The following is a 26,615-nucleotide window of genomic DNA, read 5'->3' as shown; positions in this document are numbered from 1 at the left end:
CGGTTACGCGACCTGAGCCGCGAGGAAGCGCCGCTGGCGGAGGGCTCCGCCACAAGCCGCGAAGCCCAGGATCATGAGGCCCCATGCCGCGGGCTCCGGCACGGTCGCGCTGAACGTGGTGCTCCCGGGGGCGAAGTCCGCCACCAGGGCGTTCGAGCCCGGTCCGCTGCGTGTCCAGGCCACATAGGTGTAGTCGGCCGCGGCGAACCCGGTGGTCGGCAGCATCGAGAGCGGCACGAGGCCCGTGATCGTGTCGCCTGACACGCTTATCGAGCCGGGGGCCAGGCTGGTGAACGTCAGCGCGCCGCCGGCTCCGATCAGGACGACCGTACCTGTCAGGTTGGGCCGCAGCAGCACCACGGCGTCATGCAGCGCATGTGCTCCGATCTTCGGCGCATTCAGCTGGAACAGTCCCGCCGTGCCGGCGCCGCGGTTCACCCCGAAGGCCACAAACGCCCCCGCCGTGGTTCCGACGTCCCCGTTGAGAACCGCGCGGAAACCGACCTCGGACGCCCCGAGCGCGGCGTCAACCTCGAGCAGGTCCAGGTCGCCGGCCTGGGGGCCCGTGTAAGTGGCGAGATAATCACCGGCCGCGTCGGTGACGGCGGCGTGGGCTGGCAATGGGACGCCGGCGAACGCTGCAAGTGCGGTCAGGGCGGCGAGCTTGGTGCGGGCGGCAGGCATGTCGATACGAACTCCGCTTGGCGATACGAAACGCCGCATGCTTGCGGGCCGGGTTGCGAGCAGGCCATGATGGAGACCTGAGGATTTGCCGACGAAGGCCCGACGGGGGGAGCCGGGGTTGCTCGATAGACGGCAAACGGAACGGCTTACGGTCGCTGAACTTGCGGGTCGCCAGGACTTCCCGCTCGGCTCCGCGCAGGTCAGTCCCTCTACGCGCGTCGTCCGGGGGCCAGGCGGCGTCGCCGCCCTCGAGCCGCGCACCATGCAGGTCCTGCTGGCCCTGTCGGACGCGGACGGCGCAGTGGTCACCCGGCAGGACATCTTCCAGCGCTGTTGGGGCGATGCGGTGGTGGGCGACGACAGCCTGAATCGCGCTGTCGCCGACATCCGCCGGGTCGCCCGCAATGTCGCGGCCGAGAGCTTCACGATCGAGACCGTGCCGCGAACCGGCTATCGATTGGTGTCGTCCGCGCCGCAGACGGCGGCGGTCCAGGGCCGCGTCGCCGGCGCCCGGTCACGACGCCACGTCCTGGGCGGCGCCGGGGCTGTGCTCGCGGCCGGCGCGCTGAGCTGGCTGGCGATCGATAGGCGTGGAGCCGACGCCGCGCGTCAGGACCTCATCGCCCGTAGCGAAGAAGCTGCGCGCATGAGGACTCCCGAGGCTTCGGCGCGCGCGGTGCAACTACTGGAGCAGGCGGTGGCCCTGGCGCCCCGCGACGCCACCGCCTGGGGCCGCCTGGCTCTGGCGAATGTCACCCTCGTTGACGCCTCGCCGCCCGGTCAGGCCCCCGGTGCGCTGGCCGCGGTGCAGAACGCCGCGCGCCGCGCGCTCGCGCTCGATCCACGCCAGATCGACGCGCTGTCCGCGCTGGCGATTGTCCCTCCGTACTTCGGCGACTGGCTGGCGGCCGAACAACGGATGCGCGAGGTGCTGAAGGTCGCGCCAGACCACCTCCCGACGCTTGACGAATTGGCCTTCCTGCTGGTCGCGGTCGGGCGCGTGGGCGAAAGCGTTCGTATGCGGCTGGCGTTCTCCCCCCGCGAGCCGCTGCATGTCGGTGTCCAGTACCGCCTGATCTATGCCTACTGGATCCTCGGGCGCGTGGAAGAGGCCGACCGGGCGGCCGATCGAGCCATGCAGCTATGGCCCAAGCATCCGGCGGTGTGGTTCGCGCGCCTGTGGACGTTGGCCTTCACGGGCCGGCCCGAGCGGGCGCTGGCGCATGTCCGAGACGCCGCCGGGCGACCCCCTCTGCCGGACTGGATGGTCCAGACGCTGGAGTTGGCCACCGCCGCGATTGGCAGCGGTCGCCGGGCCGAGGTCGACGCCGCGGTGAGCCGACTGCTGGGCGAGGTGGTGCGCGGCCCTAGCAATTCGATCAACGCGTTGCTGCTGCTCAGCGGCCTGGGCGCGGTGGACCGGGCGTACGACGTCGCACAGGCCTATCTGTTGGAGGAGGGGCCGCTGATGGCCAGTGTTCGCTGGCGCCCGGGACAGGTGGTCGTCGACGACCAGCGCCGCCGCAAGACGCATATGCTGTTCGTGCCGGTCACCGGGGTGCTGCGCAGCGACCCCCGATTTGGCGATCTGGTCCGGCGTATCGGCCTTGCGGACTATTGGCGGGCCGTGGGCAAGACGCCCGACTTCCAGCGAACGGCCTGAGCCGATTTCGGGGATCCCCTCAGGCGAGGTCGGCCAGGCAACGGGCCAGGGTCGCGTTGAGGATCTCGTCGGCCAGGGGGTGGTCGTCGGGGACGCCGCGGGACAGCATCACGCCACCGACCATCTGCGACAGCAGCACCGTGGCGCGGGCGCGGGCGTCGGGTCCGCCGATCTGAGCGGCGAAACTCTCGATCATGCCTTCGACGCCGTCGGCGAAGACCTCGCGCACGGGCGCGGGCTGGCGCCCCACGTCTCCGGCCAGCGCGGCGGCGGGGCAGCTCTTTCCTGGCGTCCGCCGCGCGGCCCGGGAGAGATAGCCCCTCAGCATCTCGGCCATGTCGGCCGCCTTGGCGCGCACGGTGGCCATGTCGTCGAAGGCGCGGCCCAGCGCTTCGGCCGACAGCGCCTCCTTGGTCGGGAAGTGGTTGTAAAAGCCGCCGTGGGTGAACCCCGCCGCGCGCATCAGGTCGGCCACGGCCACGCCGTCGAAGCCGCGCTCGCGGAACAGGCCTGAGGCCGCCTCGACCACCCGCTCGCGGTTCTCCGCCGCCTGTTCCTTGCTGATCCGCATCGGCTCCATCCGACAGTTATGCGTACGGTCGTCATTATTGCCGTTGACAGGCGCTCTGTCCATTATGATGATGAATGTCATCAAATTAAAGAAGGGGAACGGCGATGCCGCTCTGGAAAATCTATCACCCGGTCGGCGCCTTCACGGCCGACGAGAAGCAGCAACTCTCCGAGCGGATCACGGCCCTCTACTCGCGCCTGCCCAAGTTCTACGTGGGGGTGGTGTTCCAGGAGGTCGCCGCCGACTCGTTCTTCGTGGGCGGCCAGCCGGCGACCAACTTCGTGCGCATCTGGGTGGACCATATCGCCCGAACACTGCCGACCGCCGAGGCGCGAACCTGGTGGATCGGCCAGTGCGACGAGGCGCTGGCGCCCTTCATCCGCGACAAGGGTTTCGACTGGGAGTTCCACATCGACGAGACGTCGTTCGAGCTGTGGTCGATCCAGGGCATCCGGCCGCCGATGGCCGGCACGGAGGACGAAAAGCGCTGGATCGCAGAGAACCGGCCGACGCCGCTGACAGGGCGCTGATGTTCATGGATCGGAGGGCGCCGGCCCTCCGATCCCGGCTCAGGGTCACCAGTACAGCTTTGCTTGCGCAGAGCGTGATTTGATTGAGATTTCCTCGATATCGCTTCGGGTCTGGAAGTTTCTTCCATATATTCCTTGCTTAGAGTCCGGATCGGGTGCATCTCCATCCGGTCAAATATCGCTATGGCTCGGCGACATGCACGCGGAATTCATTGAATTCAGCGCAATGTTTGCCTTCGATCCTCTTCGAAAATTTGATCTTCAAGCCCATTTCGGGCGCGAAAACTCATGATCGAGGAGATCATTATGCAAACTGGTGTCGTGAAATGGTTCAACGGCCAAAAGGGCTTCGGCTTCATCCAGCCCGATGACGGCGGCAACGACGTCTTCGTGCACATCTCGGCGCTGGAACGCGCGGGCATGTCGTCGCTGAACGAAGGCCAGAAGATCAGCTTCGAACTCGAGCAGGACCGCAAGAGCGGCAAGATGGCCGCCGGCCAGCTCCAGGCCTGACGCCGACGTCTGCGCCCTGGAGGCGACCAAACGTGGCGATCCACTACGACACGAGACGCGACCCCCAGGGCTGGACGGTGTTCGACCGATGGACGGGCGAGGCGGTGGTGCTTGCCGGCGCCGAGCAGGCCGGAATGGCCTGGCTCGACGCCGACGACCTGATCCAGCGCCTCAACCGCCGCCTCGCGAAGGGCGACAGGAGCATCCTGCAATGAGCCCCGAACAGCAGCACCGATGCACGGTGCAGATCCGCGAGGACGGCGCCCCCTATCTGGCCTTCGAGCCGACCCATGGTCAGCCCTCCTCGTACAGCAATTCCCTGTTCACCCTGGATCTGCGGCCGGGCGTCACGCGCGCCGAGGCCGAAGACCTTGCCGGGGACATAAACCGGCGCCTTTGGGGCGTTTCCACCACCGTCTTTTAGGTTCAGGAGCCGGCCGTTGATCCGCAAGAAACTGCCCGTCGTCCACGGCGTGGGATCCATTCGTTTCCTGGGCCACACAGGCGTCGCCGACTATGCGATCGAGGGCGACCCCACGCGCCTGCGCCTGGGCGTCAACCGGCTTCGGGGCTCCATCACCATTGATCCCGAACTGGCCCTGCAGGCCTTCCAGGCCGGCGAAGGCGTGCTGGTGCTCGAAGGTGGCGAAGAGGTCCGCCTGACGATGGTGGGCCATTCCACCGGCGGCGGCGAAGTCTTCGTGGACGTCAGGTTCTGATCGTGCGCGCCCTGACCGAAGGCGAGCTGCTCGCGCTACGAAACCTCTCCGAGAAGCACGCTGGCAACGTCACCCCGTTCCTGCGCATCGCCGACGCCCAGCAACTGGTCGAGCTGGGGTTGGCCAGCCGTAGCCGGCAGGGTTGGGATATCACCGCGGCGGGCTCGGCCTTCCTCGTGCGCCAGGGTGGCGACCGCATCCTCTGACCGGCCGCGTTCGCCGGTCGTCGCTATCGCGCTTCGAGCTGGCGGATGCACGCGCGCAGCAGCAACGCCCGCGCCGAGCTGATCCCCGGGTCTCTCAGTTCACGCCGGGCGCCTTCGAGGGGCTCGCCGCGATGGGCGTTGCCCAGCCGCCAGATTTCCGAGCGCACCGCCGCGTCGTCTTCACGCAGGCTGCCCAGCCAGGATCGCAGGCCCACGGCTCAGGCCTTCCGCTGGGCAACGCCCAGTACGCGCACGACCTCGGCTGGTTTCGGCGCCGGCTGCTTGGGCTTGCGGAGTTCCTTGCTGGACCGCTTCTGACCCTTCGCCATGTGTTGTCTCCAAGATTTCGGGCCGTCTAGCGGCGGAAGTATGAAATATCCAAGATGTCGAGAAGCATATCACGCCCATGCATCAATCGTCGGGGGTTAAATCCCAAGTCGCAAAAATGATTCTTAGACTGGTAAGAAATTTCGAGGAATTCGTGATTCCAAGCTTCAGGTCTGGAAAATGTGTCGGGTCATACATATATTAAGCAGGTGGGCGCGGCGATCGACTTGCCGCGCATTGCGAAGGAGCCTGCGTGACCCAGTATCCGATCCGGTCTGAAGAGTACCGCGCCCGCGCGTTGGCCGAAGTGACGGCCGGGGCCGCGACGCCGCTGGCTCAGGTGCGCGCGAAGCACGAGCAGGCCGCCCGCGTCTGGAGCGTCCTGGCCGAACAGGAAGAAGCGCGCGCCGTGGACCGCGCCGCCCGCTACGCGAAGGCCACAGCCGCCTGATCTGAGAACAACTTGCTCCCGGCCCGGGAGTCGGAAAGCCTCCGGCATTCGTTGGCTGGGGGAGTTTCGCATGGGCTGGAGAACGGCGCTGATCGGCGTCGCATTGGCCTTGGCCGGGATCGCGGCGGCGCACGCCGCGCCCCAGTACATTCGCGCCGGCCATCTCGTGGATGTCGCGCGCGGAGAGGTTCAACCCGACCGGTTGTTGACGATTGTCGACGGGCGGATCGCGGCGGTCGGCCCCTGGACGGGCCCGCCCGCCGACGGCCCGATCCTCGACTGGTCGCGCTACACCGTCCTTCCCGGCCTGATCGACCTGCACACCCATGTGGCCGACGGCTTCGGGCAATCCAACGACCCGGCTGAGCCCCTGAAGCACGGACCTGCCGAGACAGCGCTCAAGGGCGCTGAGACGGCGGGCGTCATGCTGCGCTCAGGCTTCACCACCGTACGGGACGTGGGCGCCTACCGGGGCCTGTCGGACGTGACCCTGCGCGACGCCATCGCCCGGGGATGGGTCGACGGGCCGCGGATGATCGTGGCGGGCGGCTACATCACCACGCCGGGCGGCGGCGGGGCGGTGACGGGCCTCAAGACGGGCCAGGTCGCGCCGCCGGAGTTCCGGATGGGCGAGGTGCGCGGCACGGCCCAGGCGCGCGCCGCCGTGCGGCGGTTGATCGGCGGCGGGGCCGACTTCATCAAGATCATCGCCACCGGCGCGGTGCTGGCCGTGGGCAGCGAGCCCGGCGCGCTGGAACTGACCGAGGCCGAGATCAAGGCGGCCTGCGACGAGGCCAAGGCCCTTGGGAAGTACTGCATCGCCCACGCCCACGGCGCCGAGGGCGTGAAGGCCGCGATCCGCGCCGGCGCGCGCACCATCGAGCACGCCAGCCTGATCGACGACGAGGGGATCGCCCTGGCCAAGGCGCGCGGCGTCTGGCTCGACATGGACATCTACAACGGCGACTGGATCGAGGAGTTCGGCACGAAGGAAGGCTGGCCGGCCGAGTATCTGCGCAAGAACCGCGAGACCACCGACGTCCAGCGCGAGGGCTTCCGCAAGGCCGTGGCGGCGGGCGTGAAGCTCAGCTTCGGCACCGACGCCGGAGTCTACCCCTACGGCCTGGGCGCGCGGCAGTTCGCCTACATGGTGCGCTACGGCATGACCCCGGCCCAGGCGATCCGGGCGGCCACCCTGGAATCGGCCGCGGCGCTGGGGATGGAGCGCGACCTCGGCCAGGCCGCGCCGGGCTTCGCCGCCGACCTCGTCGCCGTCGAGGGCGATCCGCTGGCCGACGTGCGCGTGCTGGAGCGCGTGGCCGGGGTGTTGAAGGGCGGCCGGCTGGTGGCGCCCTAAGGACCGGCCGTCAGACCTTGCGGACGAACTCGGCCCGCAGGACCAGGCCCCTGATGCTCTCGTGCCGGCAATCGATCTCCTGCGGGTCGCCGGTCAGCCGAATGGACCGGATCACCGTGCCGCGCTTCAGCGTCATGCCCGCGCCCTTGACCGGCAGATCCTTGACCAGGGTGACCTTGTCGCCATCCGCCAGCAGATTGCCGACGGCGTCGCGCACCTCGACCTGCGAGGCGGCCGCCGCCTGAGTGGCGGCCTCGGCGGCGCTGATCCACTCGCCGGTGGCCTCGTCGTAGACGAATTCGTCGCTGCTCATGTGGCCCCCGTTGCCTTGGCCGGGTCATAGAGGGTCAGTCCCGTTCGCGCCAATCTTGAGTGGCTTTCGGCGGCAGGCAGAATGCTAGCCATGAGATCAAGGGCCTGGAGTATCCGTATTGGGTAGGTTGAGAGAAACGGCTGCGTCGCTTCGTTTCTTCGGGGATGACCTCGATCCTCAGGAAATCACCTTGAGGATAGGCGCCCCACCGACCATCGGCGTGCGGAAGGGCGGCGTCTGGCTCACGTCCCGCGGCGTCGAGAAGATTGCTCGAACAGGCAGTTGGAGGCTCCAGGTCGATCGCCGACAGCCCGGCGATCTGGACGGCCAGATCCTTGAGCTATTGAGCCGTCTGACCTCCGACCTTGAGACATGGAGGGAACTGTCGGCGCGGTATCGCGGCGACATATTCTGCGGCCTCTTCCTTGAATCCGGCAACGACGGCAGCACCCTGTCGCCCGCGACACTGGCAGCAATCGGGCTACGAGGCCTTGAACTCGACCTGGATATCTACGCGCCGCTCGATGACTAGGGTCGCTCTCTAGTCCGCATCCATCTTCAGGGCGGCGATGAAGGCTTCCTGCGGGATCTCGACCTTGCCGAACTGGCGCATGCGCTTCTTGCCGGCCTTCTGCTTGTCGAGCAGCTTGCGCTTGCGGCTGGCGTCGCCGCCGTAGCACTTGGCCGTGACGTCCTTGCGCAGCGCGCGGACGGTTTCCCGAGCGATGATCCGGCCGCCGATCGCCGCCTGGATCGGGATCTGGAACATGTGCGGGTTGATGAGGTCCTTCATCTTCTCGACCATGCCGCGCCCACGGGCCTCGGCGCGGTCGCGGTGGACCAGCATCGACAGGGCGTCCACCGGCTCGGAGTTCACCAGGATCGACATCTTCACCAGGTCGCCGACCTTGTAGTCCTCGATCTGGTAGTCGAACGACGCATAGCCCTTCGAGATCGACTTCAGGCGGTCGTAGAAGTCGAACACCACCTCGTTCAGCGGCAGGTCGTAGACCACCAGGGCGCGGGAGCCCACGTAGCTCAGCTCGCGCTGGCTGCCACGGCGGTCCTGACAGAGCTTGATCACCGAGCCCAGGTACTCGTCGGGCGTCAGGATCGTGGCCTTGATCCAGGGCTCGGCGATGGTGGCGATCTTCACCGGGTCGGGCAGGTCGGCCGGGTTGTGCAGCTCGATCTCTTCGCCGTTGGTGAGGCCGATCTTATAGACCACCGACGGCGCGGTCGCGATCAGGTCCAGGTCGAACTCGCGGGACAGGCGCTCCTGGATGATCTCCAGGTGCAGCAGCCCTAAGAACCCGCAGCGGAAGCCGAAGCCCAGGGCGGCGCTGGTCTCCATCTCGTAGGTGAAGCTGGCGTCGTTCAGGCGCAGGCGGCCGATGGCGGCGCGCAGGTCCTCGAACTTCGCTGCATCGACCGGGAAGAGGCCGCAGAACACCACCGACTGGACTTCGCGGAAGCCCGGCAGGGCCTGGGCCGCGGGCCGCTTTTCGTCGGTGATCGTGTCGCCGACGGCGGCGTGGGCGACTTCCTTGATCTGGGCGGTGATGAAGCCGATCTCGCCGGGGCCTAGCGACTCAAGGTCGGTCCGCTTGGGCTTGAAGACGCCGATGCGGTCGATCAGGTGGGTGGAGCCCTGCTGCATCATGCGGATGCGCTGGCCGGCGCGCAGCGTGCCGTCGATCACCCGCACCAGCACGATCACGCCCAGATAGGCGTCGTACCAGGCGTCGACCAGCAGCGCCTTCAGCGGCGCGTCGGGGTCGCCCTTGGGCGGCGGCAGGCGCTTCACGACGGCTTCCAGCACGTCGTGGATGCCCAGGCCGGTCTTGGCCGAGCATTCGACGGCGTCCGAGGCGTCCAGCCCGATCACGTCCTCGATCTGCTGGCGCACCCGGTCGGGCTCGGCTGCCGGCAGGTCGATCTTGTTCAGGACCGGCACGATCTCGTGGTTGTTGTCGATGGCCTGGTAGACGTTGGCCAGCGTCTGGGCCTCGACGCCCTGCGAGGCGTCCACGACCAGGATCGAGCCCTCGCAGGCGGCGAGCGAGCGGCTGACCTCATAGGCGAAGTCGACGTGCCCGGGCGTGTCCATCAGGTTGAGGATGTAGGTCTCGCCGTCGTCGGCCTTGTATTCCAGGCGTACGGTCTGGGCCTTGATGGTGATCCCGCGCTCGCGTTCGATCTCCATGTTGTCGAGCACCTGCTCGGTCATCTCGCGCAGGGTCAGCGCGCCGGTCTCCTGGATGAGCCGGTCCGACAGCGTGGATTTGCCGTGGTCGATGTGCGCGACGATCGAGAAGTTGCGGATGTGGGACAGAGGCGTGGTCATCTTGCGCGCCCCTCTACCACATTCGCAGGCGCAACATAGCGGCCGGGCTGTCGCGGCGGCCTCAGTGCTCGCGGATCACCTTGGGCGCGCCCGGCGCGTGGGCCAGATTGAGCTCAAGCTCGATCCCGCGCGACGGGATCCAGACCCCCACCGTGAAGCCGCCCCAGCATGTGAAGCTCAGGTGCGCCGCCCCATCGCGAAGCGGTCTGCGCATGATCGGCGTCGGGAAGGTCTCGTGCAGGTGGAATTCCACCGCTTCGCCGGGCCGCAGGTCGGCGACGGCGCCGTCCGCAGTGACGGCCAGGTTCACGGTCGCCCAGTCGCCGCCGCCCTCGAAGGAAGCGCTCAGGCGAAAGCCGCCGGCGTGGTCGGTCCCGCCGAAACGGCCGCTGTTCTTGTCGTCCGGATCGAGGACCGGCCGGCTCTTGTGAGGGGCTTCCAGCTTTGGCGCGGGGGCGCCGGCGGTCAGGCGCCGGGACGTGGGGGCGGCGCTCTGTTGGCCGCAGCATTCGTCGACCTTGATTTCCAGCTCGCCGACCTTGGCGGTCAGCCGCTGTACGTCGGCGTTGATGGCGCTGTTGAAGTTCAGCTCCAGGCCGTCCTTGCCCCACTTCAGCGACTCGATCAGCGGTCCGATGTTGGCCAGCAGAAGGAACAGCGCGCCTGCGCCGCCGATGATCAGCAGGTCGTTGCCGATCGGTTCGTCGACAACGTCAAAGACGTTGAGGCCATAGAGCAGCAGGGCCGCGGCGATCAGCACAAAGCCGACAGTCCCGAACTTCGAGAAGTCCGGTCGGCTCTCGCCTGCGGCGGGTGGCGTTCCCTTGGCCATAACCGTCACCATGAGTGGAAAACCATCGTTACGCAATCTGGAAGCGTTCCGCGGCCCGCTGACGAACGTGGTTAATCGGCCGTTAAGGCGACGTCGGCCATCCAAGACCCCTGGGCGGGACATGATTCTGACTTAGGTGGAGGCGAAAGACGCGCCCATGGATCGTCGCAAACTGATCGTTTCTGGCCTGGTGACGCTGAGCGCCCCGACGCTCGCCCGGGCCCAGACCGTTTCGTCGCAGCCGCTGCCGCCGGCCGAAGCTCCGCCGCCTCCGAACTCGACCCCGGCGTACCCCTCGGCCGGCCCCTCCGGCGCCCCGGCAGGCGAGGCGGGCACCTACAGCCAGGACGAAATCGTCCGGAACGTCTCGGACTTTCTGGGCGTCACCGCCGAGGCGGCGGGCGCGGCGGTGGAGCGGCTGTTCGCCAAGAACGGCCGGCCCACGGCCTACATCGCCGGCGAAGAGGGCTCGGGCTCGTTCGTCCTGGGTCTGCGCTACGGCCGCGGCCTGTTGTACATGAAGGACAAGACCCCGATGGAGGTCTTCTGGCAGGGCCCGTCGGTGGGCTGGGACTGGGGCGGCAACGCCAGCCGGGTCTTCACCCTCTGCTACAACCTGCATGTGCCCGAGGCGATCTTCCAGCGCTTCCCGGGCGTCGAGGGCACCGCCTATCTGGTGGGCGGCCTGGGCGTGAACTACCAGCGCGCCGAGGATGTCACCCTGGCTCCCATCCGCGCCGGCGTCGGCCTGCGCCTGGGCGCCAACGTGGGTTACCTGGCCTATACCCGGAAGCGGAGCGTCATCCCGTTCTAGCGCTCGGCGGGGACGTCACGACTTATGGGTCTTGCCGACCAGCCAATCCATCAGGGCCAGCAGAACGCCGGACACCACGAACACGACGTGGATTCCGACCAGCCACGCCAGATGGCGGTCGGAAATGTCCTTGCCTTCCGCGAGCTCCATGAACGCCTTCAGCAGCGCGATGGCGCTGATCGCGACGATCGACGCCACGAGCTTCAGCTTCAGGCCGGAGAAGTCCACCGTGCCCATCCATCCCGGCCGATCTTCGTCGTCGCCGGTGTCGATCTTTGAGACGAAGTTCTCGTAGCCCGAGAAGATCACGATCAGCAGCAGATTGCCGGCGAGGGACAGGTCGATGAGCGTCAGGGCCATCAGGATGGCCGCTTCCGGCGACATGTCGCCCAGATGCGAGAGGTCCTTGATCGCCGCCTGGACGAATACGACGAACAGCGCGGCGAGCGCGAACACCAAGCCCACGTAGAACGGCGCCATCAGCCAGCGGGCCCGGAACAGCCAGAGCTCCAGGAGGAGCTCCGCCGACGGTTTGCGCTTCGCCATGCGGGCGGACGGTTCGAGCTTGTCCATGGGCCTACCTGATCGCGCTTGTGGCGCGCGCGCAAGGCGGCGGGCGTCGGCCTGCGTCTGCGGCCCCAGCATCATCCTGGATGAAGCTGTCCTCTGGGGGAGGGCTTAGCGCCCGTCCAGCGACGCCCCGACCCGCTGCGTTTCCGTGTCGAACAGCCCGCGACCCGGCACGTGGTTGAGTTCCAATCGGATGCCGTCGGGGTCTTCGAACAGCACGGCGTAGTAGCCGGGCGCCCAGGGCTCGTCCTGTGGCGGGTGGACGATCCTGGCGCCGATCGACTGCAGGAAGACGTACAGCGCGTCCACGTCGGCCTTCTCGCGGGCGCGCCAGCAGTGGTGATGCAGACCCACCCGGAACTGCACGAACCGGGCGCCGGCGTGCTCGGGATCGGGGCGACGGATGCCGAAGCCGGTTCGGCCGCCGACGCAGTAGTAAGTGTCGGCGCTGTCGGCCACCTCGCGCATGCCCAGGAACGGCAGCAGTTGCCGGTAGAAGGCGACCGACCTCTCGAAATCGCCCGCCGTGATGAAGGTATGTGCGACGCCGTTGACTTCCATGGGGTGCGATCAGGCCATTGTGACCTGCGCGGAAGTCAACGGCGCGCGCTCATCGACGGATGCCGGAGCTTATGTGCCCGGCTCGTCCGCGGGGTCAGGCCGCGCAGGCCGCCTGTTTGCGTCGGCGACATGCGGCGCCCGCCAGGCCGAAGCCCAGGATCATCATCGCCCAGGTCGATGGTTCCGGAATGGCGCCGGTGGACGGCACGGTGCGGAGTTGGAAGGCCGACAGCAGCTGGTATCGGGTCACGCCTTCCGTGCGGATCGCGTACTCGGTGACCCCGTCCGCATCGAACTCCACCTTCACCCACTGCGGCATCGTGCGTCCCGGGTAGTTCGGGCCGCCGGCCAGCGCGCCGCCGGCCTGGACCGGCGCCGAAAAGACGCCGTTGAGCGAGAAGGCTGTCGCCCAGTTGGCGTCCCACTGGGGCAGGAACAGCTGCATCATGTACTTCCCCGCCGCCAGCGTTCCGAGCTGCAGCTCGACCTGCGTGGGCAGCACGAAGTACGCCGTCGACGCCACCAGGGTGCGGTACTCCGGATCCCAGTCCGACGAGAACTGTCCGTAGTTGGACAGGACGCCATAGTTCGACGTGTTCGGGACGCCGAGCCCGATGTTCTGGAAAGTCACGCCGTTGACAGTCGTCGTGGCGCCGAAGGTCCCCGCGTCGAGCAACTCGCCGGTGTTGATCACGTCGCTGCTCTTGCCGGTGCTGTCCACCGGGGCGAACCAGGTGATGGCCGCCGTCGCCGGTCCTGCGCTGAGCAAGGCGCCCGCCGACAGGGCCGCGAAGCTCAAGCGAAGCTTCGCCGAAGTCAGGGAAGTTTCCAAAGCGCACCCTCCTCAAGATGAGGCGCTCAGGTAGTGCGCTCATGTCGCAGCCATCAATTGGACTCCGGTCGTATGCCGGTCATACGACCCGACGCCTGGCTGGGCTGGACCACGCGTCGGGCGCCATGAGTCCGTCCCGCGGCCGGATCACTGCCTGATGGCGACGGACTTGGCGACCAGGGACCGACTGCGCCGCAGATGCCGGACCAGGTCCATGCCGCACCACCAGCATAGGCGGTGCAGCTCAGGCCGAGAACGCCGCGACGGCGACAGACGTATCCATGAAGTCGCGGAACCGCAGCCACTTCTCGCCGCGAACCGTGATCACGTGGGCGAAGTCGGACTCGATTTCACCGCCCGTGGACCGTGCCGTCAGACGCAGGTGACCCGTCACCGTCACCTTGTCCCCCTCCCCGAAGAAGTCGAGAGGATCGAACTGATGGATATCGACCGACGACAGCACGGTCTCGAAGAAGCGCCGAGCCTCCGCCTTGCCGCGATAGTGACCCGCGTACGGAATGATCGAAGGCCCGTAGAATTCGATTTCGATATCGGGGTCCAGGAGGGCGACGATCGCCTCGACGTCGCCCGCGCCGAACGCAGCAAAGACCGATTTGGTGGTCTCGATCGGAGTCATGCCGTGAACTTTCAAGATTGAGACGGGGTGTCACCTGAACTTCATGTTCAGTTCGAGCCCTACCGTTCGTGGCGGGATCATGTTTCCGATGACGATGCCGCCATAGACTTGGCCTGTGATGATGCCGTTGGTGAGCGCCTTCTCATTCGAGAGGTTCTCGCCAAATACAGAGACCGACCAGTCGGCGTCATTCGGCTGATAGGTGGCGCGCATCTTCAACTCGCCGTAGGCGTCCTGGGCGGCGGTCGGGATGTTGTAGACGGTGAAGAAGACATCATCCTGCCACGCGTAGGTCGCGCGGACCTTCAGCTCGCCGGAGCCGACCTGAAAGCTGTAGCTGGCGCTTGCGGAGGCCTTGAAGCGCGGCGCCCGTGGCAGGCGGTTGCCGCCAAGATCGACGACGGCGGAGTAGCTTTGAATGAAGGGCGTTCCGGGCGTGAAGCCGGGTGGCGCGCCGACCGGAACGAGACCGAACGTCGGGGAGAAGGAGACGATCTTTGATCCCGGCGTCAACAACGGCGCGGCCACGGGCCCTACGCTGGGGGTGAAGGGATTGTAGAGCACGGGTCGGTTCGGCTCGATCAGGTTGAAGCTGTCGAATTGCGCGTCCAGCCAGCTGAAGCCGACCTCGAGTTCCAGCCGGGATGTCGGCCGGGCCAGGGCTTCTACCTCAAACCCCTTGATCGTCGCCGAACCCGTGTTGCGGATGATGGTTGACTGGCCGACGCTGTCCTGCACCTGCAGGTCCGAGTAGTCGTAGTAGAACGCGGCAGCGTTGACACGAAGACGTCGGTTGAACAGCTCCGACTTGGCGCCCACCTCGTACGACCAGATCTTTTCCGGATTGTAGGGCGTGTTCTGCGGGCTGCCGATGTTGAAGCCGCCCGCCTTGAAGCCGCGGTTCGCGCTCGCGTAGACGAAGAGGGTTTCCGTGGCCTGGTACTCGAGGGCCACATGCGGTGTTGTCGCCTTGAACGTCACCGGCTGCAGATCGCCGACGTTGTAGAACCCGAGGGCGCCGAGCAGGGCGTTGGGAACCGGAGATCTGAATACGCCGAACTCCTGGGCGCCCGTCCGGCGCTCGTGGCTGTAGCGAACGCCGCCGGTCAGTTGTAGGCGCTCGGTGAGCTTGAACCGGCCATCCACGAACGCGGAAAGCGCGCGTGTCCCGGTCTCGCCGTTCAGTCGCAACTGGCAGCAGCCTGGACCATACCCCGTGGTGGGGATGCCCAGGAAAGGCAGCTGCGCTGACAGTCCTTGAAGAAGGGGAGGAAAGAACGGGCCGTCGAACTCATTCGTCAGGCGCCCGCTCTCCTTCAGGTAGGAAGCGCCGGCGATGGCGGAGAAGCGTTCGGAGAATTCGATGTTGGCCTGCAGATCCTCGGTGAACTGCCAGTGGCGTTCCGTGCGCGTGATCGAGGACGCGAAGGCGTCGGTGAGGTCGATGTCGTCCCGGAAGTTCGTTCGAGTACGCCGATAGCCGGTGATCGCAGACAGTTCGGCCTTGCCCAGCTGATACGTCGCTTTGCCCGTCGCGCCCCAGATCTCCGGCCTGTTGAAGTAGTTCAGGTCGCCAAACTCATTTCGGGAGAGTGGCGGGCTCTGGCGGCCGCTTGAGTTGAACGCCAGCCAGGGCTGGATGATCGGAAACAGGGTGTAGTAGGTGGCAGGGCTGGCCAGCAGATCGGCATACCCGCGGCCCACGTACTGGAAGACCTGAGACCGGTCGCGGGCGCGGTAGTAGTCGACGGTGGCGTCCAGGGTCAGATCGTCGGCGGCCCTCAGGCGCAAGGCCAGGCGCGACGTCAGATCCCGTCGATCCTCGACATCCGTCTTTGACCCGTTCGGACGAGTGACTGTGGTGTAGCCGTCCCGATTCTCCAGCTGTACCGACAACCGGGCGCTCAAGCGATCACTCAGGGGGCCGCTGACCGCGCCAAAGGCCGCCATTCGATCGTAGTTGCCGAGGGTTAGGCGGGCTTCGGCCTCGAAGACGTCGCCGGGTGGGCGTGAAGTGAGCAGCACCGACCCGCCGGTGGCGTTGCGGCCGTAGAGCGTGCCTTGGGGGCCGCGAAGGATCTGCACATTGCCGAGATCGAAGAATGCCGCCGCCGCCGCTGCCGGGCGGGCGACATAGACCCCGTCCAGGTAGGTCGCCGTCGAGCTCTCGGAGCCGCCCACGATGATCGGCGTGCCGATACCCCGAATGAAGACCGAGGCCTCACCCTGATAGATCGAGACCTGCAGGGCCGGGTTCAGCGCCCCGACGTCCTGCATGTTGGCGAGGTTGCGTTCCGCCAGTTGCGCCGCAGTGAGGGCGGAGACGGCGGCCGAAACGTCCTGCAGATTGTTTTCGCGCCGTTGGGCGGTGACCACGACTTCGTCAAGCTGAGCGGAGTCCTGTGCGTAGGACATGCCAGGCGCACTGAAGGCGATCGACAGGACGGATGCGGACAAGAACAGCTTCAGGTCATGACGCTTCATGGTGGTGGCCTCCCCAGGCAGTCTGATTTTCTTGTTTGGTGCGTTCGGTGGCCGTCTCAGCCGGGAATCAGGCGGACCGGACAGCGTTCCAGGCCGTAGTTCAGCAAGCTGGCGGTCTGTCGGACCGGTGGCCCGTCGCCAGGCTCAAGGCCGGCGAAACCATCGAGAAGGGCGCTGAGCAGGCACTCCGCCTCCAGCCGCGCGAGGCCGGCCCCAAGGCAGTGATGGATGCCGTGGCCAAAGGTCAGCTGCTGGTTCGCGTTGGGCCGGTTGAGCCGGAACGCGCCCGGATCTTCAAAGACCTCGGGGTCATGGTTTGCGGCGGCGAAGAAGAGCGCCACCCAATCGCCGGCCTTGATGTCCGCCGAGCCAAGGCGTGTGTCGCGGGTCGCGATCCGGAACAGGCGCTGCGGCGGGCCGGAGCGTCGCAACACTTCCTGGATGAAGGGCTTGATCAGCGAGCGGTCGGCCCGCATCGCGCTGAACAGTTGCGGTTGCTCCAGGAGCGTGGCCGCCAGGTTGCCCAGTAGAAAGGTCGTGGTTTCCGCACCCGCGACCAGCAGCGTGATGCAGAAGCGTGTGACCTCGTCGCGGGTCAGCCGCTGGCCGTCCGAGTCTTCGAGGATGAGCGCGGTGACCAGGTCATCCGGCGGGTCGCCGCCACGCTCGATCAGGGCGTATCGGCGGTTCACATGATCGACGAAGAAGGCGGCGACCTCGCGGTTGCTGGCTTCGCGGGCCGCCGGCGTCAGGTCGGCTGAAAGCATGAACGCGGTCGCCCAGTTGCGAAACCGCGGAGCTTGGGCGTCGTCTACGCCGATCACCTTCGCCATCACCCGCGCCGGGAGCACGGGCGCCACGTCGGTCATGAAATCAAAGCAGCGGCCGCCGCAGGGCGCCAGGATCTCGGCCGCGACCTGCGCGACCCAGGGCCCCTTTTCCAGGATCCGGCGCGGCGTGAAGGCCTTGTGGGCGATGGCGCGAAGCTTGGAATGCCGCGGTGGATCGTCGTTGACCAGCATCAGCGTCGGCGCCGTGCTCTCGGCCTGCAGCGGGTCCGCCGACGAGAACGTCTGCGCATCGCGCGCGGCCTCCACGACGTCCGCATGGCGCAGCACGGCCCAGCTGATCTTGGGCTCATCCTGACCGGGCACTGTCCCGGGCGGCAGATCCACATAGCCATGAACCGGCGACGCGGCGCGAAGCTGGTCGTAGTAGGGATAAGGGTTTGCGATCACCTCCGGGCTGTTCAACCGCGCCGCCTGAATCGCCATCTCAGCTACAGCCACTCCGTCTCCCCCAAGCTGGCCGAGACCATTTGTGTCTCAACTATATTATGTCGTACAGAGATAGTGTCGGAGCGACATTGTTTCGAAATGCGAAGTATGTCAACCGTCGTTCCGAAGGCCGTGGGTCGAGGGGGTCGCGTGGACGAACGAGAGACGCAGGTCGCCGCCGCAGAGACCCTGCGGGCCCGTGCGCCGCTAGAGTTCCTCCAGCTGTTCTATCCGTTTCACTATCGGGTGGGCTTCGCGACCGAGGCGGCCCTCAGCAGCGGCGCGATCAGCCGTCAGCAGACCGTGATCCTCTGGCTGATCCACTCGGAGGGCGTCGACGGGCGCTCGATGCGGCGCAAGGATATCGAGGCCTCGATCACGACCTGGTTTGACGTCACGAGTTCGGCGATCTCCAAGGCCATCCGACAGATGGCGCAGCCTGAACCGGGGCTCGTCAGCATCGACGAGGACCCGACGTCAGGGCGCGAGAAGGTGGTCACGCTGACCCCAAGGGGTGAGCGATTCCTGGCGGCAATGATCGGTAACGGGGTGGCGCACATCGCCAAGCTCATCGCGCCCCTAAGCGACGATGAGATCGCCCAGGGCCTCAACTTCCTGGCCCGTGTCAGTGAGATTTCGGCGGGCCTGGACTAAGGCGAAGTCGCCCTATCCCCGCAGCTTGGCTCCGACCGCCTTCTCGACCGCCCCCACAATCCGGCCCGACAGCGCCTCGATCTCGCCGTCGGTGAGCGTCTTCTCGCGGGGCTGGACCACCACTTCGACGGCGACCGACTTCTGGCCCTCCGGCACGCCGGTTCCGGCGTAGACGTCGAACACCCGCGCGTCGGCGATCAGCGCCTTGTCGGCGCCGAGGATCGGGCGGACCAGGTCGCCGGCCGGCGTGTCGGCCCCCACCAGGAACGCGAAGTCGCGCGTCAGCGGCATCAGCGGCGACAGCTCCAGCGCCGCCTTGGTCTTCACGCCCTTCTTCTTGGGCTCGGGGATCGCATCCAGGCTGAGTTCGAAGGCCAGCATCGGCCCCTCGGCGTCCAGCGCCTTCAGGATGCGCGGGTGCAGCTCGCCGAACTCGGCGATCACCACCTTCGGGCCCAGCTGCAGGCGGGCCGAGCGGCCCGGGTGCCACCAACCCGCGTTCTGGCCCTGGACCACCTGCAGCTGCGGCGCGCCCAGTTCGTCGAGAAGCGCCAGCAGGTCGGCCTTCAGGGCGAACAGCGGATCGCCGCCGGCTTTCGCCCAGTGCTTGGGCGAGTGCGGCGCCAGCAGCGCGGTGACCGCCGTCCACTGGTCGGCCGGCTGGTCGCCGCGGAAGTTGGGGCCCACCTCGAACAGGGCCGCATCGGGAAAGCCCTTGCGGGCGTTGCGGGCGGCGGCGTCGATCAGATTGCCCAGCGCGGTGGGCCGCATGGTCGACAGGTCGGAGGCGATCGGGTTGGTCAGCACCAGCTTCGGGTCGCCGCCGCCGAACATCTCGGCCCACTCCTGGCGCATGAAGCTCCAGGTGATGGCCTCGGCATAACCGCGGGCGGCGAGCGCGCGGCGGGCGTCGCGCATGCGCCGCTGGCGGATCGTCAGCACGCCGCCGGCGGGGCGCGCGATCTCGGGCAGGGGTTCGGCCGGCAGGGCGTCGAAGCCCTCGATGCGGGCCACTTCCTCGACAAGATCGGCCTTGCCTTCCACGTCGCGGCGCCAGCTGGGCGGGGTCACCGCGTCGCCGTCCACCGCGAAGCCCAGCTTGGTCAGGATGTCGTCGATCCGGGACGGCGGGACGTTGAGGCCCGACAGCTTCTTCACATAGCCGCGGTCAAAGGCGATGGCCTTGGGCGGGGCGGGCGCATGGCCGGCCACGCGCACCTCGGACGGCTCGCCGCCGCAGAGCTGCAGGATCAGCTGGGTCGCGAGTTCCAGGCCGGGGACCGGGGACTCCGGATCGACGCCGCGGGCGAAGCGGTACTGGGCGTCGGAGTTGATCCCCAGGGTGCGGCCCGTCTGGGCCGTGCGGATCGGGTCGAACCAGGCGCATTCCAGGAACACGTCGGTGGTCTCGTCCGAGCAGCCCGAGTCCTGGCCGCCGATCACGCCGCCCAGGCAGACAGGGCCAGAGGCGTCGGCGATGACGCAGATCTCGGGGCCGACCGCATAGGTCTTGCCATCCAGCGCCAGGATGCTCTCGCCCTCGCGGCCCAGGCGGGCTTCGATGACCGGGCCCTTGAGCTTGGCCGCGTCATAGACGTGCGCCGGCCGGCAGCGGTCCTGCGAGACCAGGTTGGTCACGTCCACCAGGGCGTTGATGGGGCGCAGGCCAACGCTGACCAGCTTCTGCTGCAGCCAGGCCGGCGAGGGGCCGTTCTTGACGCCCCGGATCAGGCGGCCGGCGAACACCGGGCAGGCGTCGCCGTCGACCCGGATCTCGATGGGGCAGGGGAAGCTTCCTTTCACCGGCGCGGTCGTATCGGGCTTCAGCGTCCCCAGGCCGGCGGCGGCCAGGTCGCGGGCGATGCCGCGGACGCCCAGCCAGTCGGGCCGGTTGGGCGTCACCTCGAAGTCGATGGCGGCCTCCAGGCCGAATGCCTCGACGGCGCTGGCGCCCACGGGCAGATCGTCCGACAGCTCGACGATGCCGTCGGACTCCTCCGAGATCTCCAGCTCGCGGGCCGAGCACAGCATGCCGTTGGAGACCACGCCGCGGACCGGGCGCGCTTCCAGCGTCACGCCCGAGCCGGGCACATAGGCGCCGATCGGGGCGTAGATGGTGGTCAGGCCCGCGCGCGCGTTCGGCGCGCCGCAGACGATCTCGAGGCGGCCATCCTTGGTGTCGACCTGGCAGACCCGCAGCTTGTCGGCGTTGGGGTGCTGCACGGCCTCGACGATCTTGGCGACCGTGAAGGCGGCCAGTCTCTTGCCGGGGTCTTCCACATGCTCGACCTCGAGGCCGGCCATGGTCATGGCCTCGACCACCGCGCTGACGTCGGCCGTGGTGTCGAGGTGCTCTTTGAGCCAGGAAAGGGTGAACTTCATGGTCAATCCACGATGAAGAGTTGCGCCCCGACGGTCGTCGAAGACCGATGCGCGGGGTCGCCGAAATTGGAGACGTGATAACTCATGCCGGCAGTCAGCCTGAACGTGCGGCCGTCCTTCAGTTCGGTGTCGAGCTCGCCAGCGAGGACGAACAGGATGTGGCCGCGATCGCACCAGTGGTCGGCGAGGTAGCCCGGCGTGTAGTCCACGCGCCGGATGCGGACATCGCCCAGCATCACAGTGCGCCACAGGGCTTCGCCCGTCTCGCCGGGATGGCGGGTCGGTTCGATCGCCGACCAGTCGGTGACGTCGAATGTGCTGGCTGGCAGCTCCATCAGCGTGCGCCCGCGGTCTTGACGTCGATGACCTCGACCAGGCGGAACCGCTCGCACCAGAGCATCATGTCAGGCGCATACGTGTCTTGCCGCGTGAAGCACTCTTCGTGGATGCGGCGCCACGTCTCCAGAGAGAGATCGCCCTCGCCTTCGGAGCGGGCGAAGTCGGCGTCGACCTCGTCGAAGCGCTTCTGTTCCAGATGCACGGACTCGATCAGCGCACGCGGATGCCCGGCGCTGTCCAGTACGACGTACCGCGCGCCGTCGGCGCTCCCCTTCAGGCCCTCGGCGACGGGCCAGCAGGTGCCGGTCTTCACGCCGGCCAGAACTAGCGCGAGCAGTTCGTCGGCCATCTGGGGGCTGTCCCCGAACGCGAAGCGTTCGAGGCCCGAGAGGTCTGCGCTTGTCATGACAGCCCCGTCGCCGGGTTCGGCGCCTGGAAGGCCGAGAAGCCGTAGTGGTCCAGCCAGCGGGTGTCGCCGGCGAACATGTCGCGCAGGTCGGGCATGCCGTACTTCAGCATCCCCAGCCGGTCGACGCCGAAGCCGAACGCGAAGCCCTGCCACTGGTCGGGGTCGAGGCCGCAGTTGCGGAGCACGTTGGGGTGCACCATCCCGCAGCCGACGATCTCCATCCAGTCGTTGCCCTGGCCGATCTTCACGTCGCCGCCCGAGCGGTCGCACTTTACGTCCATCTCGGCGCTGGGCTCGGTGAACGGGAAGTGGTGCGGGCGGAAGCGCGACTCGACCATCGGCGTCTCGAAGTAGCGCGCGATGAACTGGTCCAGCGTCCACTTGAGGTGGCCCATGTGGATGTCGCGGTCGATGACCAGGCCTTCCAGCTGATGGAACATCGGCGTGTGGGTGGCGTCGGAGTCCGAACGGTAAGTGCGGCCCGGCACGATCACGCGGATCGGCGGCTCCTGCCCGTTGGCGATCCACGACGGCAGCTTCTCGTTGAGACGCTGCATGGTGCGGATCTGCACCGGGCTGGTGTGGGTGCGCAGCACCTTGCGCTCGCCGCGCTCGTCCTCGGGCAGCCAGAAGGTGTCGTGCATCTCCCGCGCCGGATGTTTGGGCGGGAAGTTGAGCGCCGTGAAGTTGTGGAAGTCGTCCTCGATGTCCGGACCTTCAGCGAGGCTGAAGCCCATGTCGGCGAAGACGGCGATCATCTCGTCCAGCACCTGCATGGTGGGGTGGACGCGGCCGCGGCGTTCGGGCGGCGGCGGCAGCGAGAGGTCGACGCGCTCGGCGGCCAGCTTGGCGTCGAGGGCGGCGGTCTCCAGCGCGTCCTTCCGGGCGGCGATGGCGGCCTGCACGGCGTCGCGCAGGCCATTGATCTTCGGTCCCTGCTCGCGGCGCTCTTCGGGCGTGAGCTTACCCAGCGTCTTCAACAGCTCGGAGATCGAGCCGGTCTTGCCCAGCGCTTCCACGCGGATGGCTTCCAGGGCGGCGAGATCTGCGGCGGCGGCGACGCGCGCCGACAACTCGGCTTCCATTCGGGTCAGGTCGGTCATGAGGCGGTCTGCTCTAGAGGAGGAGTGTCTTGAGCGGAAGGCAGCAAAAAGCCCTCCGGCGGTTCGGCCGGAGGGCTTCTTGAAAGCGTCAGGTCTTTGAGAGACCCAGGCCTTAAGCCAGCGCGGCGCGAACCTTGTCGGCGATGGCCTTGAAAGCAACCGGATCGGCGCCGGCGACGTCGGCGAGGACCTTGCGGTCCATTTCGATCCCGGCCTTCTCAAGGCCGTGAATAAACTGCGAGTAGGTGAAACCCTCGGTCCGGGCCGCGGCGTTGATCCGTTGGATCCACAGCGAGCGGAACATGCGCTTACGGACCTTACGGTCGCGGTAGGCGTACTGGCCGGCCTTGTCCACGGCCGCCTTGGCGGTGCGGATGGTGTTCTTGCGGCGCCCGTAGAAGCCCTTGGCCTGCTCGAGAACCTTCTTGTGCTTGGCGTGGGCGGTAACGCCCCTTTTCACGCGTGCCATCTGTCAGATTCTCCTAGAGGCCGTACGGGAGCCAAAGCTTGATGATCTTGGTATCAGCTTCGCTCATCACCTTGGTGCCGCGGTTCTGACGGATGTACTTGGCGTTGTGGCTGATCAGGCGGTGGCGCTTGCCGGCGACGCCGGCCTTCAGCTTTCCAGACGCCGTCATCCGAAAGCGCTTCTTCACGCCGGACTTGGTCTTCAGTTTGGGCATTTCACGTCGGGGTCCGAAGATCCCGTCCTCTGGTCGTGTTGATGAACCGCCCTGGCATGCCTTGGGGCCAGGCGGTTCCGAAGGGGCGGGCTAGTAGCGGAAGGATGGGTGCGGCGCAACGCTTTTCGCCGCTCTGCGGCAGGTTGGCGCCAGGGATTCAGACCATACTGGGGCCTCCCGACATAACGTTCAGGGAGGCTGCACGCACTTTTTCTCCGCGTTAACGGCAACGTTTAAGCGCCGGTTTTCCGCAATGGGCTATTGCGTGATCGCCTGCCGCGGACTGCGGCGCTGGAGACCAGCATGTCGAGCACCTCTTCCGTTGGGTCCGTCGCCGCGCAACCGCCGGTCAATTTCCGACCGCCCGTGGACAACGACAAGGCCCAGGCCGCCAAGGCCGCCGATGACAAGGCCAAGGCCGACGAAGATGCCGTGAAGGCCAAGGCCGCCCGGGAGCCTGGCAAGGGCCAGGTGCTGGACATCCAGGCTTAGGGCAGAGCGCCTCAGCGCCGTCAGCGCTCGATCCCGTTGAGGGGCGCCATTCTCCGGGTCATTCGATGACCTGAGCGGTCTGATCGCGTCGCCATGCCTGCGCGCGCCGGCCAGCGGCCAGCGCGATGAGGATCGTCGGCGCGACGGCGATGGCGCCCAGGACGTAGGGCGCATGGATGCTGACGTGGGCGAAGCCCAGGTTGGAGAACATCGGACCCACCACGCGCGCCAGGGCGCCCATGGCGTTGTTGAGGCCCAGGATCTGGCCCTGCCGGTGCGGGTCGGCGGTCTCGGAGATCAGGGCGCTCACGTTCGGCCAGGCGACCGACTGCCCCACCGCGCTGAGCGTGAGCAGGGCAATGGTCATCGGCCCGTTCACCGACAGGGGTTGCAGCGCCATGCAGAGCATGGTGACGCCCATGCCGATGGCCAGCATGCGGCCCTGTCCGTACCGCTCGGACAGAGGACCGGTCACGAAGATCTGGGTGATCGCCGAGGCGACCCCGACAACGGCGAAGGCCCAGCCGATCTCCTGCGGCCCCCATCCGTAGCGGGCCAGGGTCCAGAGGCCGAAGATCGACTCGATGCCGGTGAAGGCGAAGCCGACCAGGAATGTGAGCAGCATCAACGGACCGATCACGGGATGCCGCGCGGCCTCGCCCGTGGCGGCCCAGCGGTTCGGGCGGTGGCTGTTCGAGAGGTCGCGTTCGCGGCTCTCGCGGATGAACAGGAGGATGAAGACCGCTGACACCAGGAAGAAGCTGGCCGAGATGAACAGCGGCAGCTGGAAGCCGATGGGTCCGGCGCTGGGCCGTGCGAACACCCCGCCCATGAACGGCCCCACGATCAGGCCCACGTTCCAGCCGGCGCTCATGTAGCTCATCGTGCGTGTGCGCCGCTCGGGCGGCGTCACGTCGGCGATGTAGCCCTGTATGATTGAGCCGTTGCCGCTGAACAGCCCGCCCAGCAGGCGAATCCCGAACGCGGCCATGGCCGTGGGCGCGAAGGCCAGCGCCAGGTAGCAGAGGCCGTTCGCCGCGATCGTCATGATCAGCAGGGGTTTGCGGCCGTACTTGTCCGAAAGGCGGCCCCAGAACGGTTCGCCGAAGAAGGTGCCGATCGAGAAGCCCGAGAAGATCAGGGCGATCTCCATCGGCGAGGCGTCGAACGACTTGGCGTAGAAGGGCAGCAACGGGACGATGATCCCGAAGCCCAGCATGTTCAGGAAGATGATGCCGATGAGCGACAACGCGGCCCACGGAGGCGGCGTCGCCCCCCGCGGCGGCGTGTCGGACATGCAAGGGTGTTAGGACGGCCCGCCGGGACGGGCAAGCTTGGACGCTACGTTATCCGGGTTGCACGACGCCCGTAGGCGTCGGCGGCTAAGGGTTCTGCTTCTTCAGCTCGGCGCGGAAGGCGGCTTCCTGGCCTGCGTAGAAGGTCTTGCAGCCCGCGGGATCGACGAAGGCGTCGGCCTTGCCGGCCTCGAGGGCCTTCGCCTTGGCCGGCATGCCGAAGAAGCGGCCATGCGAGCCCAGGAAGACCTCGCAGGGCAGGGCCTTCCAGGTGGCGAAGCTCTTTTCGAATGCCGCGGTGATCCCCGGATACGTCTCGGCCTTGCCCAGCTTGTAGCCGGGCAGGACGCTGGACGAGCAGTGGACCAGACCCTGGCGGATCTTGCCGGCCACGGTGACCGGGAAGGTCCAGGTGGTGCACCCGGCGGTGTGGCCGCCGGTGATGTGCGCGGTCAGGGTCCAGCCGCCCAGCGTAACCTTTTCCCCGTCCTTGATCGTCTTCGCGACCGGCACGGGCTCGTACTCGTAGGCCTTGCCCTTCAGGAAGGGGTCGCCCTTGCCGCCGGCGGCGATGATCGGCCCGTCGGCGGCGCTGGCGTAGAGCCTGGCGTTGGGCGCGGCCTTGCGGATCTCGGCGAGTCCGGCGGCGTGATCGAAGTGCTGGTGGGTGTTCAGCAGGATCTTCACCTGCGCCGGGTCGAAGCCCAGGGCGCGGATGTTGGCCACGACCTGGCGGCCGGTGGCCGCCTCGCCGCCGTCGAGAACAATCAGGCCCGCCTTCGAGACGAAGAGGAAGGCCGTGAGGTCCGAGGAGCCGACGTAGTAGAGGTTGTCGCCGATCTTGAACGGTTTGACCGGGGTGGCCCAGTCATCCGGGGTCTGCGCGGCGGCGGCGGCGGAGACGAAAACGGCCGCTGCGAAAGCGGCCGTTCCTGCAACTCGGGTCAGGGCCTGAGGCACTAGCGGGGCGCCAGGATCATGATCATCTGGCGGCCTTCCATGCGCGGCTCGTACTCGACCTTGGCGATGGGCTCGAAGTCGGCTTTCACCTTCTGGAGCAGCTTCATCCCAAGTTCCGGGTGGGCCAGTTCGCGACCACGGAAGCGCAGGGTGATCTTCACCTTGTCGCCTTCTTCGAAGAAGCGATGCATGGACCGCGACTTCACTTCGTAGTCGTGGATGTCGATGTTCGGCCGGAGCTTGATTTCCTTGAGCTCCACCACCTTCTGCTTTTTCCGCGCCTCGTTCTTCTTCTTCTGCTCCTGGAACTTGAACTTGCCGTAGTCCAGGATCTTGCACACGGGCGGGTCCGCGTTCGGCACGATCTCGACCAGGTCGAGGCCGGCCTCTTCGGCGGCTTCGATGGCGGCCGAGGTCGGCATCACCCCTTGTTTCTCACCGTGCTGGTCGATGAGGAGAACGCGGGGGACGCGGATATCTTCGTTCATGCGCGGCCCTTCTTTGACGGGCGGCGCTTGCATGGGGCGGCGAATAGGCAGTGCTCCGGACTGTTGAAACGCAAAAAACGCCGGCGCGCGCGAAGCGATCCGGTCGTCGGGCCAGTATATGA

General features: G+C 67.2%; 35 protein-coding genes. 13 read left to right on the top strand and 22 right to left on the bottom strand.

The window, feature by feature from the left end; genetic code table 11:
* Positions 1 to 3 precede the first annotated feature (3 nt).
* Positions 4 to 684, bottom strand: coding sequence for a PEPxxWA-CTERM sorting domain-containing protein (locus tag EPN98_RS13720; RefSeq protein ID WP_293363354.1), 681 nt, complete (start codon positions 682 to 684; stop codon positions 4 to 6).
* An 85-nt stretch (positions 685 to 769) separates the two neighbouring features.
* Between EPN98_RS13720 and EPN98_RS13715 the strand changes: the two genes are divergently transcribed.
* Positions 770 to 2,347: a winged helix-turn-helix domain-containing protein gene (locus EPN98_RS13715; RefSeq protein ID WP_366558479.1), complete on the top strand. Its 1,578-nt coding sequence runs from the start codon at positions 770 to 772 to the stop codon at positions 2,345 to 2,347.
* A gap of 19 nt (positions 2,348 to 2,366) precedes the next feature.
* Here EPN98_RS13715 and EPN98_RS13710 read toward each other — a convergent pair whose 3' ends face one another.
* Entirely contained in the window at positions 2,367 to 2,918 is a 552-nt protein-coding gene (locus EPN98_RS13710) for a TetR/AcrR family transcriptional regulator (RefSeq protein WP_293363352.1), read from the bottom strand.
* A gap of 104 nt (positions 2,919 to 3,022) precedes the next feature.
* On the opposite strand from EPN98_RS13710, the gene EPN98_RS13705 reads away from it, so the two are divergent.
* From EPN98_RS13705 to EPN98_RS13680, 6 genes are all read left to right on the top strand, one after another.
* The gene (locus tag EPN98_RS13705) at positions 3,023 to 3,448 is read left to right on the top strand and encodes a tautomerase family protein (RefSeq protein WP_293363351.1); all 426 of its coding nucleotides are present in this window, start codon (positions 3,023 to 3,025) and stop codon (positions 3,446 to 3,448) included.
* A gap of 306 nt (positions 3,449 to 3,754) precedes the next feature.
* Positions 3,755 to 3,961, top strand: coding sequence for a cold-shock protein (locus tag EPN98_RS13700; protein WP_293363349.1), 207 nt, complete (start codon positions 3,755 to 3,757; stop codon positions 3,959 to 3,961).
* A gap of 32 nt (positions 3,962 to 3,993) precedes the next feature.
* The gene (locus EPN98_RS13695) at positions 3,994 to 4,176 is read left to right on the top strand and encodes a hypothetical protein (RefSeq protein WP_293363348.1); all 183 of its coding nucleotides are present in this window, start codon (positions 3,994 to 3,996) and stop codon (positions 4,174 to 4,176) included.
* The gene (locus EPN98_RS13690; protein WP_293363347.1) at positions 4,173 to 4,385 is read left to right on the top strand and encodes a hypothetical protein; all 213 of its coding nucleotides are present in this window, start codon (positions 4,173 to 4,175) and stop codon (positions 4,383 to 4,385) included. Before EPN98_RS13695 ends, EPN98_RS13690 begins: the two co-directional genes overlap by 4 nt.
* Before the next feature lie 16 nt (positions 4,386 to 4,401).
* Complete coding sequence (locus EPN98_RS13685) at positions 4,402 to 4,680, top strand: hypothetical protein (protein WP_293363346.1); 279 nt, start codon at positions 4,402 to 4,404, stop codon at positions 4,678 to 4,680.
* A 2-nt stretch (positions 4,681 to 4,682) separates the two neighbouring features.
* Positions 4,683 to 4,886: a hypothetical protein gene (locus tag EPN98_RS13680; RefSeq protein ID WP_293363344.1), complete on the top strand. Its 204-nt coding sequence runs from the start codon at positions 4,683 to 4,685 to the stop codon at positions 4,884 to 4,886.
* A gap of 23 nt (positions 4,887 to 4,909) precedes the next feature.
* Here EPN98_RS13680 and EPN98_RS13675 read toward each other — a convergent pair whose 3' ends face one another.
* Both EPN98_RS13675 and EPN98_RS13670 read right to left on the bottom strand, forming a co-directional pair.
* Complete coding sequence (locus tag EPN98_RS13675) at positions 4,910 to 5,101, bottom strand: hypothetical protein (protein ID WP_293363343.1); 192 nt, start codon at positions 5,099 to 5,101, stop codon at positions 4,910 to 4,912.
* Positions 5,102 to 5,104: 3 nt separating this feature from the next.
* A complete protein-coding gene (locus EPN98_RS13670) occupies positions 5,105 to 5,215 on the bottom strand; it encodes a hypothetical protein (RefSeq protein ID WP_293363342.1) in 111 nt (36 codons plus the stop codon).
* A gap of 251 nt (positions 5,216 to 5,466) precedes the next feature.
* Here EPN98_RS13670 and EPN98_RS13665 point away from each other — a divergent pair, with 251 nt between their 5' ends.
* On the top strand, positions 5,467 to 5,664 hold the full coding sequence (locus tag EPN98_RS13665; protein ID WP_293363340.1) for a hypothetical protein: 198 nt from the start codon (positions 5,467 to 5,469) through the stop codon (positions 5,662 to 5,664).
* A 70-nt stretch (positions 5,665 to 5,734) separates the two neighbouring features.
* Positions 5,735 to 7,021: an amidohydrolase family protein gene (locus EPN98_RS13660; protein WP_293363339.1), complete on the top strand. Its 1,287-nt coding sequence runs from the start codon at positions 5,735 to 5,737 to the stop codon at positions 7,019 to 7,021.
* Positions 7,022 to 7,031: 10 nt separating this feature from the next.
* Here EPN98_RS13660 and EPN98_RS13655 read toward each other — a convergent pair whose 3' ends face one another.
* Entirely contained in the window at positions 7,032 to 7,289 is a 258-nt protein-coding gene (locus EPN98_RS13655) for an alkylphosphonate utilization protein (protein ID WP_293363390.1), read from the bottom strand.
* Between the two features lie 163 nt (positions 7,290 to 7,452).
* Between EPN98_RS13655 and EPN98_RS13650 the strand changes: the two genes are divergently transcribed.
* Positions 7,453 to 7,866 carry a DUF4279 domain-containing protein gene (locus EPN98_RS13650; RefSeq protein ID WP_293363337.1) on the top strand — a complete coding sequence of 138 codons (414 nt, stop codon included), beginning with the start codon at positions 7,453 to 7,455 and terminating at the stop codon, positions 7,864 to 7,866.
* Positions 7,867 to 7,875: 9 nt separating this feature from the next.
* On the opposite strand, the gene lepA is transcribed toward EPN98_RS13650, so the two are convergent.
* Complete coding sequence (gene lepA, locus EPN98_RS13645; protein WP_293363335.1) at positions 7,876 to 9,681, bottom strand: translation elongation factor 4; 1,806 nt, start codon at positions 9,679 to 9,681, stop codon at positions 7,876 to 7,878.
* A 61-nt stretch (positions 9,682 to 9,742) separates the two neighbouring features.
* Positions 9,743 to 10,513, bottom strand: coding sequence for a pYEATS domain-containing protein (locus EPN98_RS13640; protein ID WP_293363334.1), 771 nt, complete (start codon positions 10,511 to 10,513; stop codon positions 9,743 to 9,745).
* A gap of 157 nt (positions 10,514 to 10,670) precedes the next feature.
* Between EPN98_RS13640 and EPN98_RS13635 the strand changes: the two genes are divergently transcribed.
* Positions 10,671 to 11,327 (top strand): DUF1134 domain-containing protein, encoded by a 657-nt coding sequence (locus EPN98_RS13635; protein ID WP_293363332.1) that lies wholly within the window; start codon positions 10,671 to 10,673, stop codon positions 11,325 to 11,327.
* Between the two features lie 15 nt (positions 11,328 to 11,342).
* On the opposite strand, the gene EPN98_RS13630 is transcribed toward EPN98_RS13635, so the two are convergent.
* From EPN98_RS13630 to EPN98_RS13605, 6 genes are all read right to left on the bottom strand, one after another.
* A complete protein-coding gene (locus EPN98_RS13630) occupies positions 11,343 to 11,900 on the bottom strand; it encodes a TIGR00645 family protein (RefSeq protein ID WP_293363331.1) in 558 nt (185 codons plus the stop codon).
* Between the two features lie 105 nt (positions 11,901 to 12,005).
* On the bottom strand, positions 12,006 to 12,458 hold the full coding sequence (locus EPN98_RS13625; RefSeq protein ID WP_293363330.1) for a VOC family protein: 453 nt from the start codon (positions 12,456 to 12,458) through the stop codon (positions 12,006 to 12,008).
* 94 nt (positions 12,459 to 12,552) lie between these two features.
* Positions 12,553 to 13,257 carry a PEPxxWA-CTERM sorting domain-containing protein gene (locus EPN98_RS13620; RefSeq protein ID WP_293363328.1) on the bottom strand — a complete coding sequence of 235 codons (705 nt, stop codon included), beginning with the start codon at positions 13,255 to 13,257 and terminating at the stop codon, positions 12,553 to 12,555.
* A 277-nt stretch (positions 13,258 to 13,534) separates the two neighbouring features.
* On the bottom strand, positions 13,535 to 13,927 hold the full coding sequence (locus EPN98_RS13615; protein WP_293363327.1) for a nuclear transport factor 2 family protein: 393 nt from the start codon (positions 13,925 to 13,927) through the stop codon (positions 13,535 to 13,537).
* Positions 13,928 to 13,957: 30 nt separating this feature from the next.
* Complete coding sequence (locus tag EPN98_RS13610; protein ID WP_293363326.1) at positions 13,958 to 16,411, bottom strand: TonB-dependent receptor; 2,454 nt, start codon at positions 16,409 to 16,411, stop codon at positions 13,958 to 13,960.
* Between the two features lie 56 nt (positions 16,412 to 16,467).
* A complete protein-coding gene (locus tag EPN98_RS13605; protein WP_293363325.1) occupies positions 16,468 to 17,700 on the bottom strand; it encodes a cytochrome P450 in 1,233 nt (410 codons plus the stop codon).
* A 138-nt stretch (positions 17,701 to 17,838) separates the two neighbouring features.
* On the opposite strand from EPN98_RS13605, the gene EPN98_RS13600 reads away from it, so the two are divergent.
* Positions 17,839 to 18,342 carry a winged helix DNA-binding protein gene (locus EPN98_RS13600; protein ID WP_293363323.1) on the top strand — a complete coding sequence of 168 codons (504 nt, stop codon included), beginning with the start codon at positions 17,839 to 17,841 and terminating at the stop codon, positions 18,340 to 18,342.
* 12 nt (positions 18,343 to 18,354) lie between these two features.
* On the opposite strand, the gene pheT is transcribed toward EPN98_RS13600, so the two are convergent.
* The 6 genes from pheT to rpmI all read right to left on the bottom strand — a co-directional run bounded on the left by pheT (position 18,355) and on the right by rpmI (position 23,258).
* On the bottom strand, positions 18,355 to 20,724 hold the full coding sequence (gene pheT / locus EPN98_RS13595; RefSeq protein ID WP_293363322.1) for a phenylalanine--tRNA ligase subunit beta: 2,370 nt from the start codon (positions 20,722 to 20,724) through the stop codon (positions 18,355 to 18,357).
* A gap of 2 nt (positions 20,725 to 20,726) precedes the next feature.
* A complete protein-coding gene (locus EPN98_RS13590) occupies positions 20,727 to 21,059 on the bottom strand; it encodes a DHCW motif cupin fold protein (RefSeq protein WP_293363320.1) in 333 nt (110 codons plus the stop codon).
* Positions 21,059 to 21,412 (bottom strand): ASCH domain-containing protein, encoded by a 354-nt coding sequence (locus EPN98_RS13585; RefSeq protein WP_293363318.1) that lies wholly within the window; start codon positions 21,410 to 21,412, stop codon positions 21,059 to 21,061. The genes EPN98_RS13590 and EPN98_RS13585 overlap by 1 nt, the downstream gene beginning before the upstream one ends.
* 53 nt (positions 21,413 to 21,465) lie before the next feature.
* On the bottom strand, positions 21,466 to 22,575 hold the full coding sequence (pheS, locus tag EPN98_RS13580; RefSeq protein ID WP_293363317.1) for a phenylalanine--tRNA ligase subunit alpha: 1,110 nt from the start codon (positions 22,573 to 22,575) through the stop codon (positions 21,466 to 21,468).
* Between the two features lie 112 nt (positions 22,576 to 22,687).
* Complete coding sequence (gene rplT / locus EPN98_RS13575) at positions 22,688 to 23,044, bottom strand: 50S ribosomal protein L20 (protein WP_293363316.1); 357 nt, start codon at positions 23,042 to 23,044, stop codon at positions 22,688 to 22,690.
* 13 nt (positions 23,045 to 23,057) lie between these two features.
* The gene (gene rpmI / locus EPN98_RS13570) at positions 23,058 to 23,258 is read right to left on the bottom strand and encodes a 50S ribosomal protein L35 (protein WP_293363314.1); all 201 of its coding nucleotides are present in this window, start codon (positions 23,256 to 23,258) and stop codon (positions 23,058 to 23,060) included.
* Between the two features lie 303 nt (positions 23,259 to 23,561).
* Between rpmI and EPN98_RS13565 the strand changes: the two genes are divergently transcribed.
* Positions 23,562 to 23,750: a hypothetical protein gene (locus tag EPN98_RS13565; protein ID WP_293363312.1), complete on the top strand. Its 189-nt coding sequence runs from the start codon at positions 23,562 to 23,564 to the stop codon at positions 23,748 to 23,750.
* A 58-nt stretch (positions 23,751 to 23,808) separates the two neighbouring features.
* Here EPN98_RS13565 and EPN98_RS13560 read toward each other — a convergent pair whose 3' ends face one another.
* The 3 genes from EPN98_RS13560 to infC form a co-directional block, all read right to left on the bottom strand.
* Positions 23,809 to 25,047, bottom strand: a complete 1,239-nt coding sequence (locus EPN98_RS13560) for an MFS transporter (RefSeq protein WP_293363311.1) — start codon at positions 25,045 to 25,047, stop codon at positions 23,809 to 23,811.
* An 85-nt stretch (positions 25,048 to 25,132) separates the two neighbouring features.
* The gene (gene bla, locus EPN98_RS13555; protein WP_293363310.1) at positions 25,133 to 26,005 is read right to left on the bottom strand and encodes a subclass B3 metallo-beta-lactamase; all 873 of its coding nucleotides are present in this window, start codon (positions 26,003 to 26,005) and stop codon (positions 25,133 to 25,135) included.
* Positions 26,005 to 26,526 carry a translation initiation factor IF-3 gene (gene infC / locus EPN98_RS13550; protein ID WP_293363309.1) on the bottom strand — a complete coding sequence of 174 codons (522 nt, stop codon included), beginning with the start codon at positions 26,524 to 26,526 and terminating at the stop codon, positions 26,005 to 26,007. The genes bla and infC overlap by 1 nt, the downstream gene beginning before the upstream one ends.
* Positions 26,527 to 26,615 lie beyond the last annotated feature (89 nt).

It is taken from the genome of Phenylobacterium sp. (assembly GCF_004299445.1).
Classification (GTDB): domain Bacteria; phylum Pseudomonadota; class Alphaproteobacteria; order Caulobacterales; family Caulobacteraceae; genus Phenylobacterium.
The sequence above is the reverse complement of the archived record's forward strand: the minus strand, read 5'-3'. Positions and strand labels throughout refer to the sequence as shown.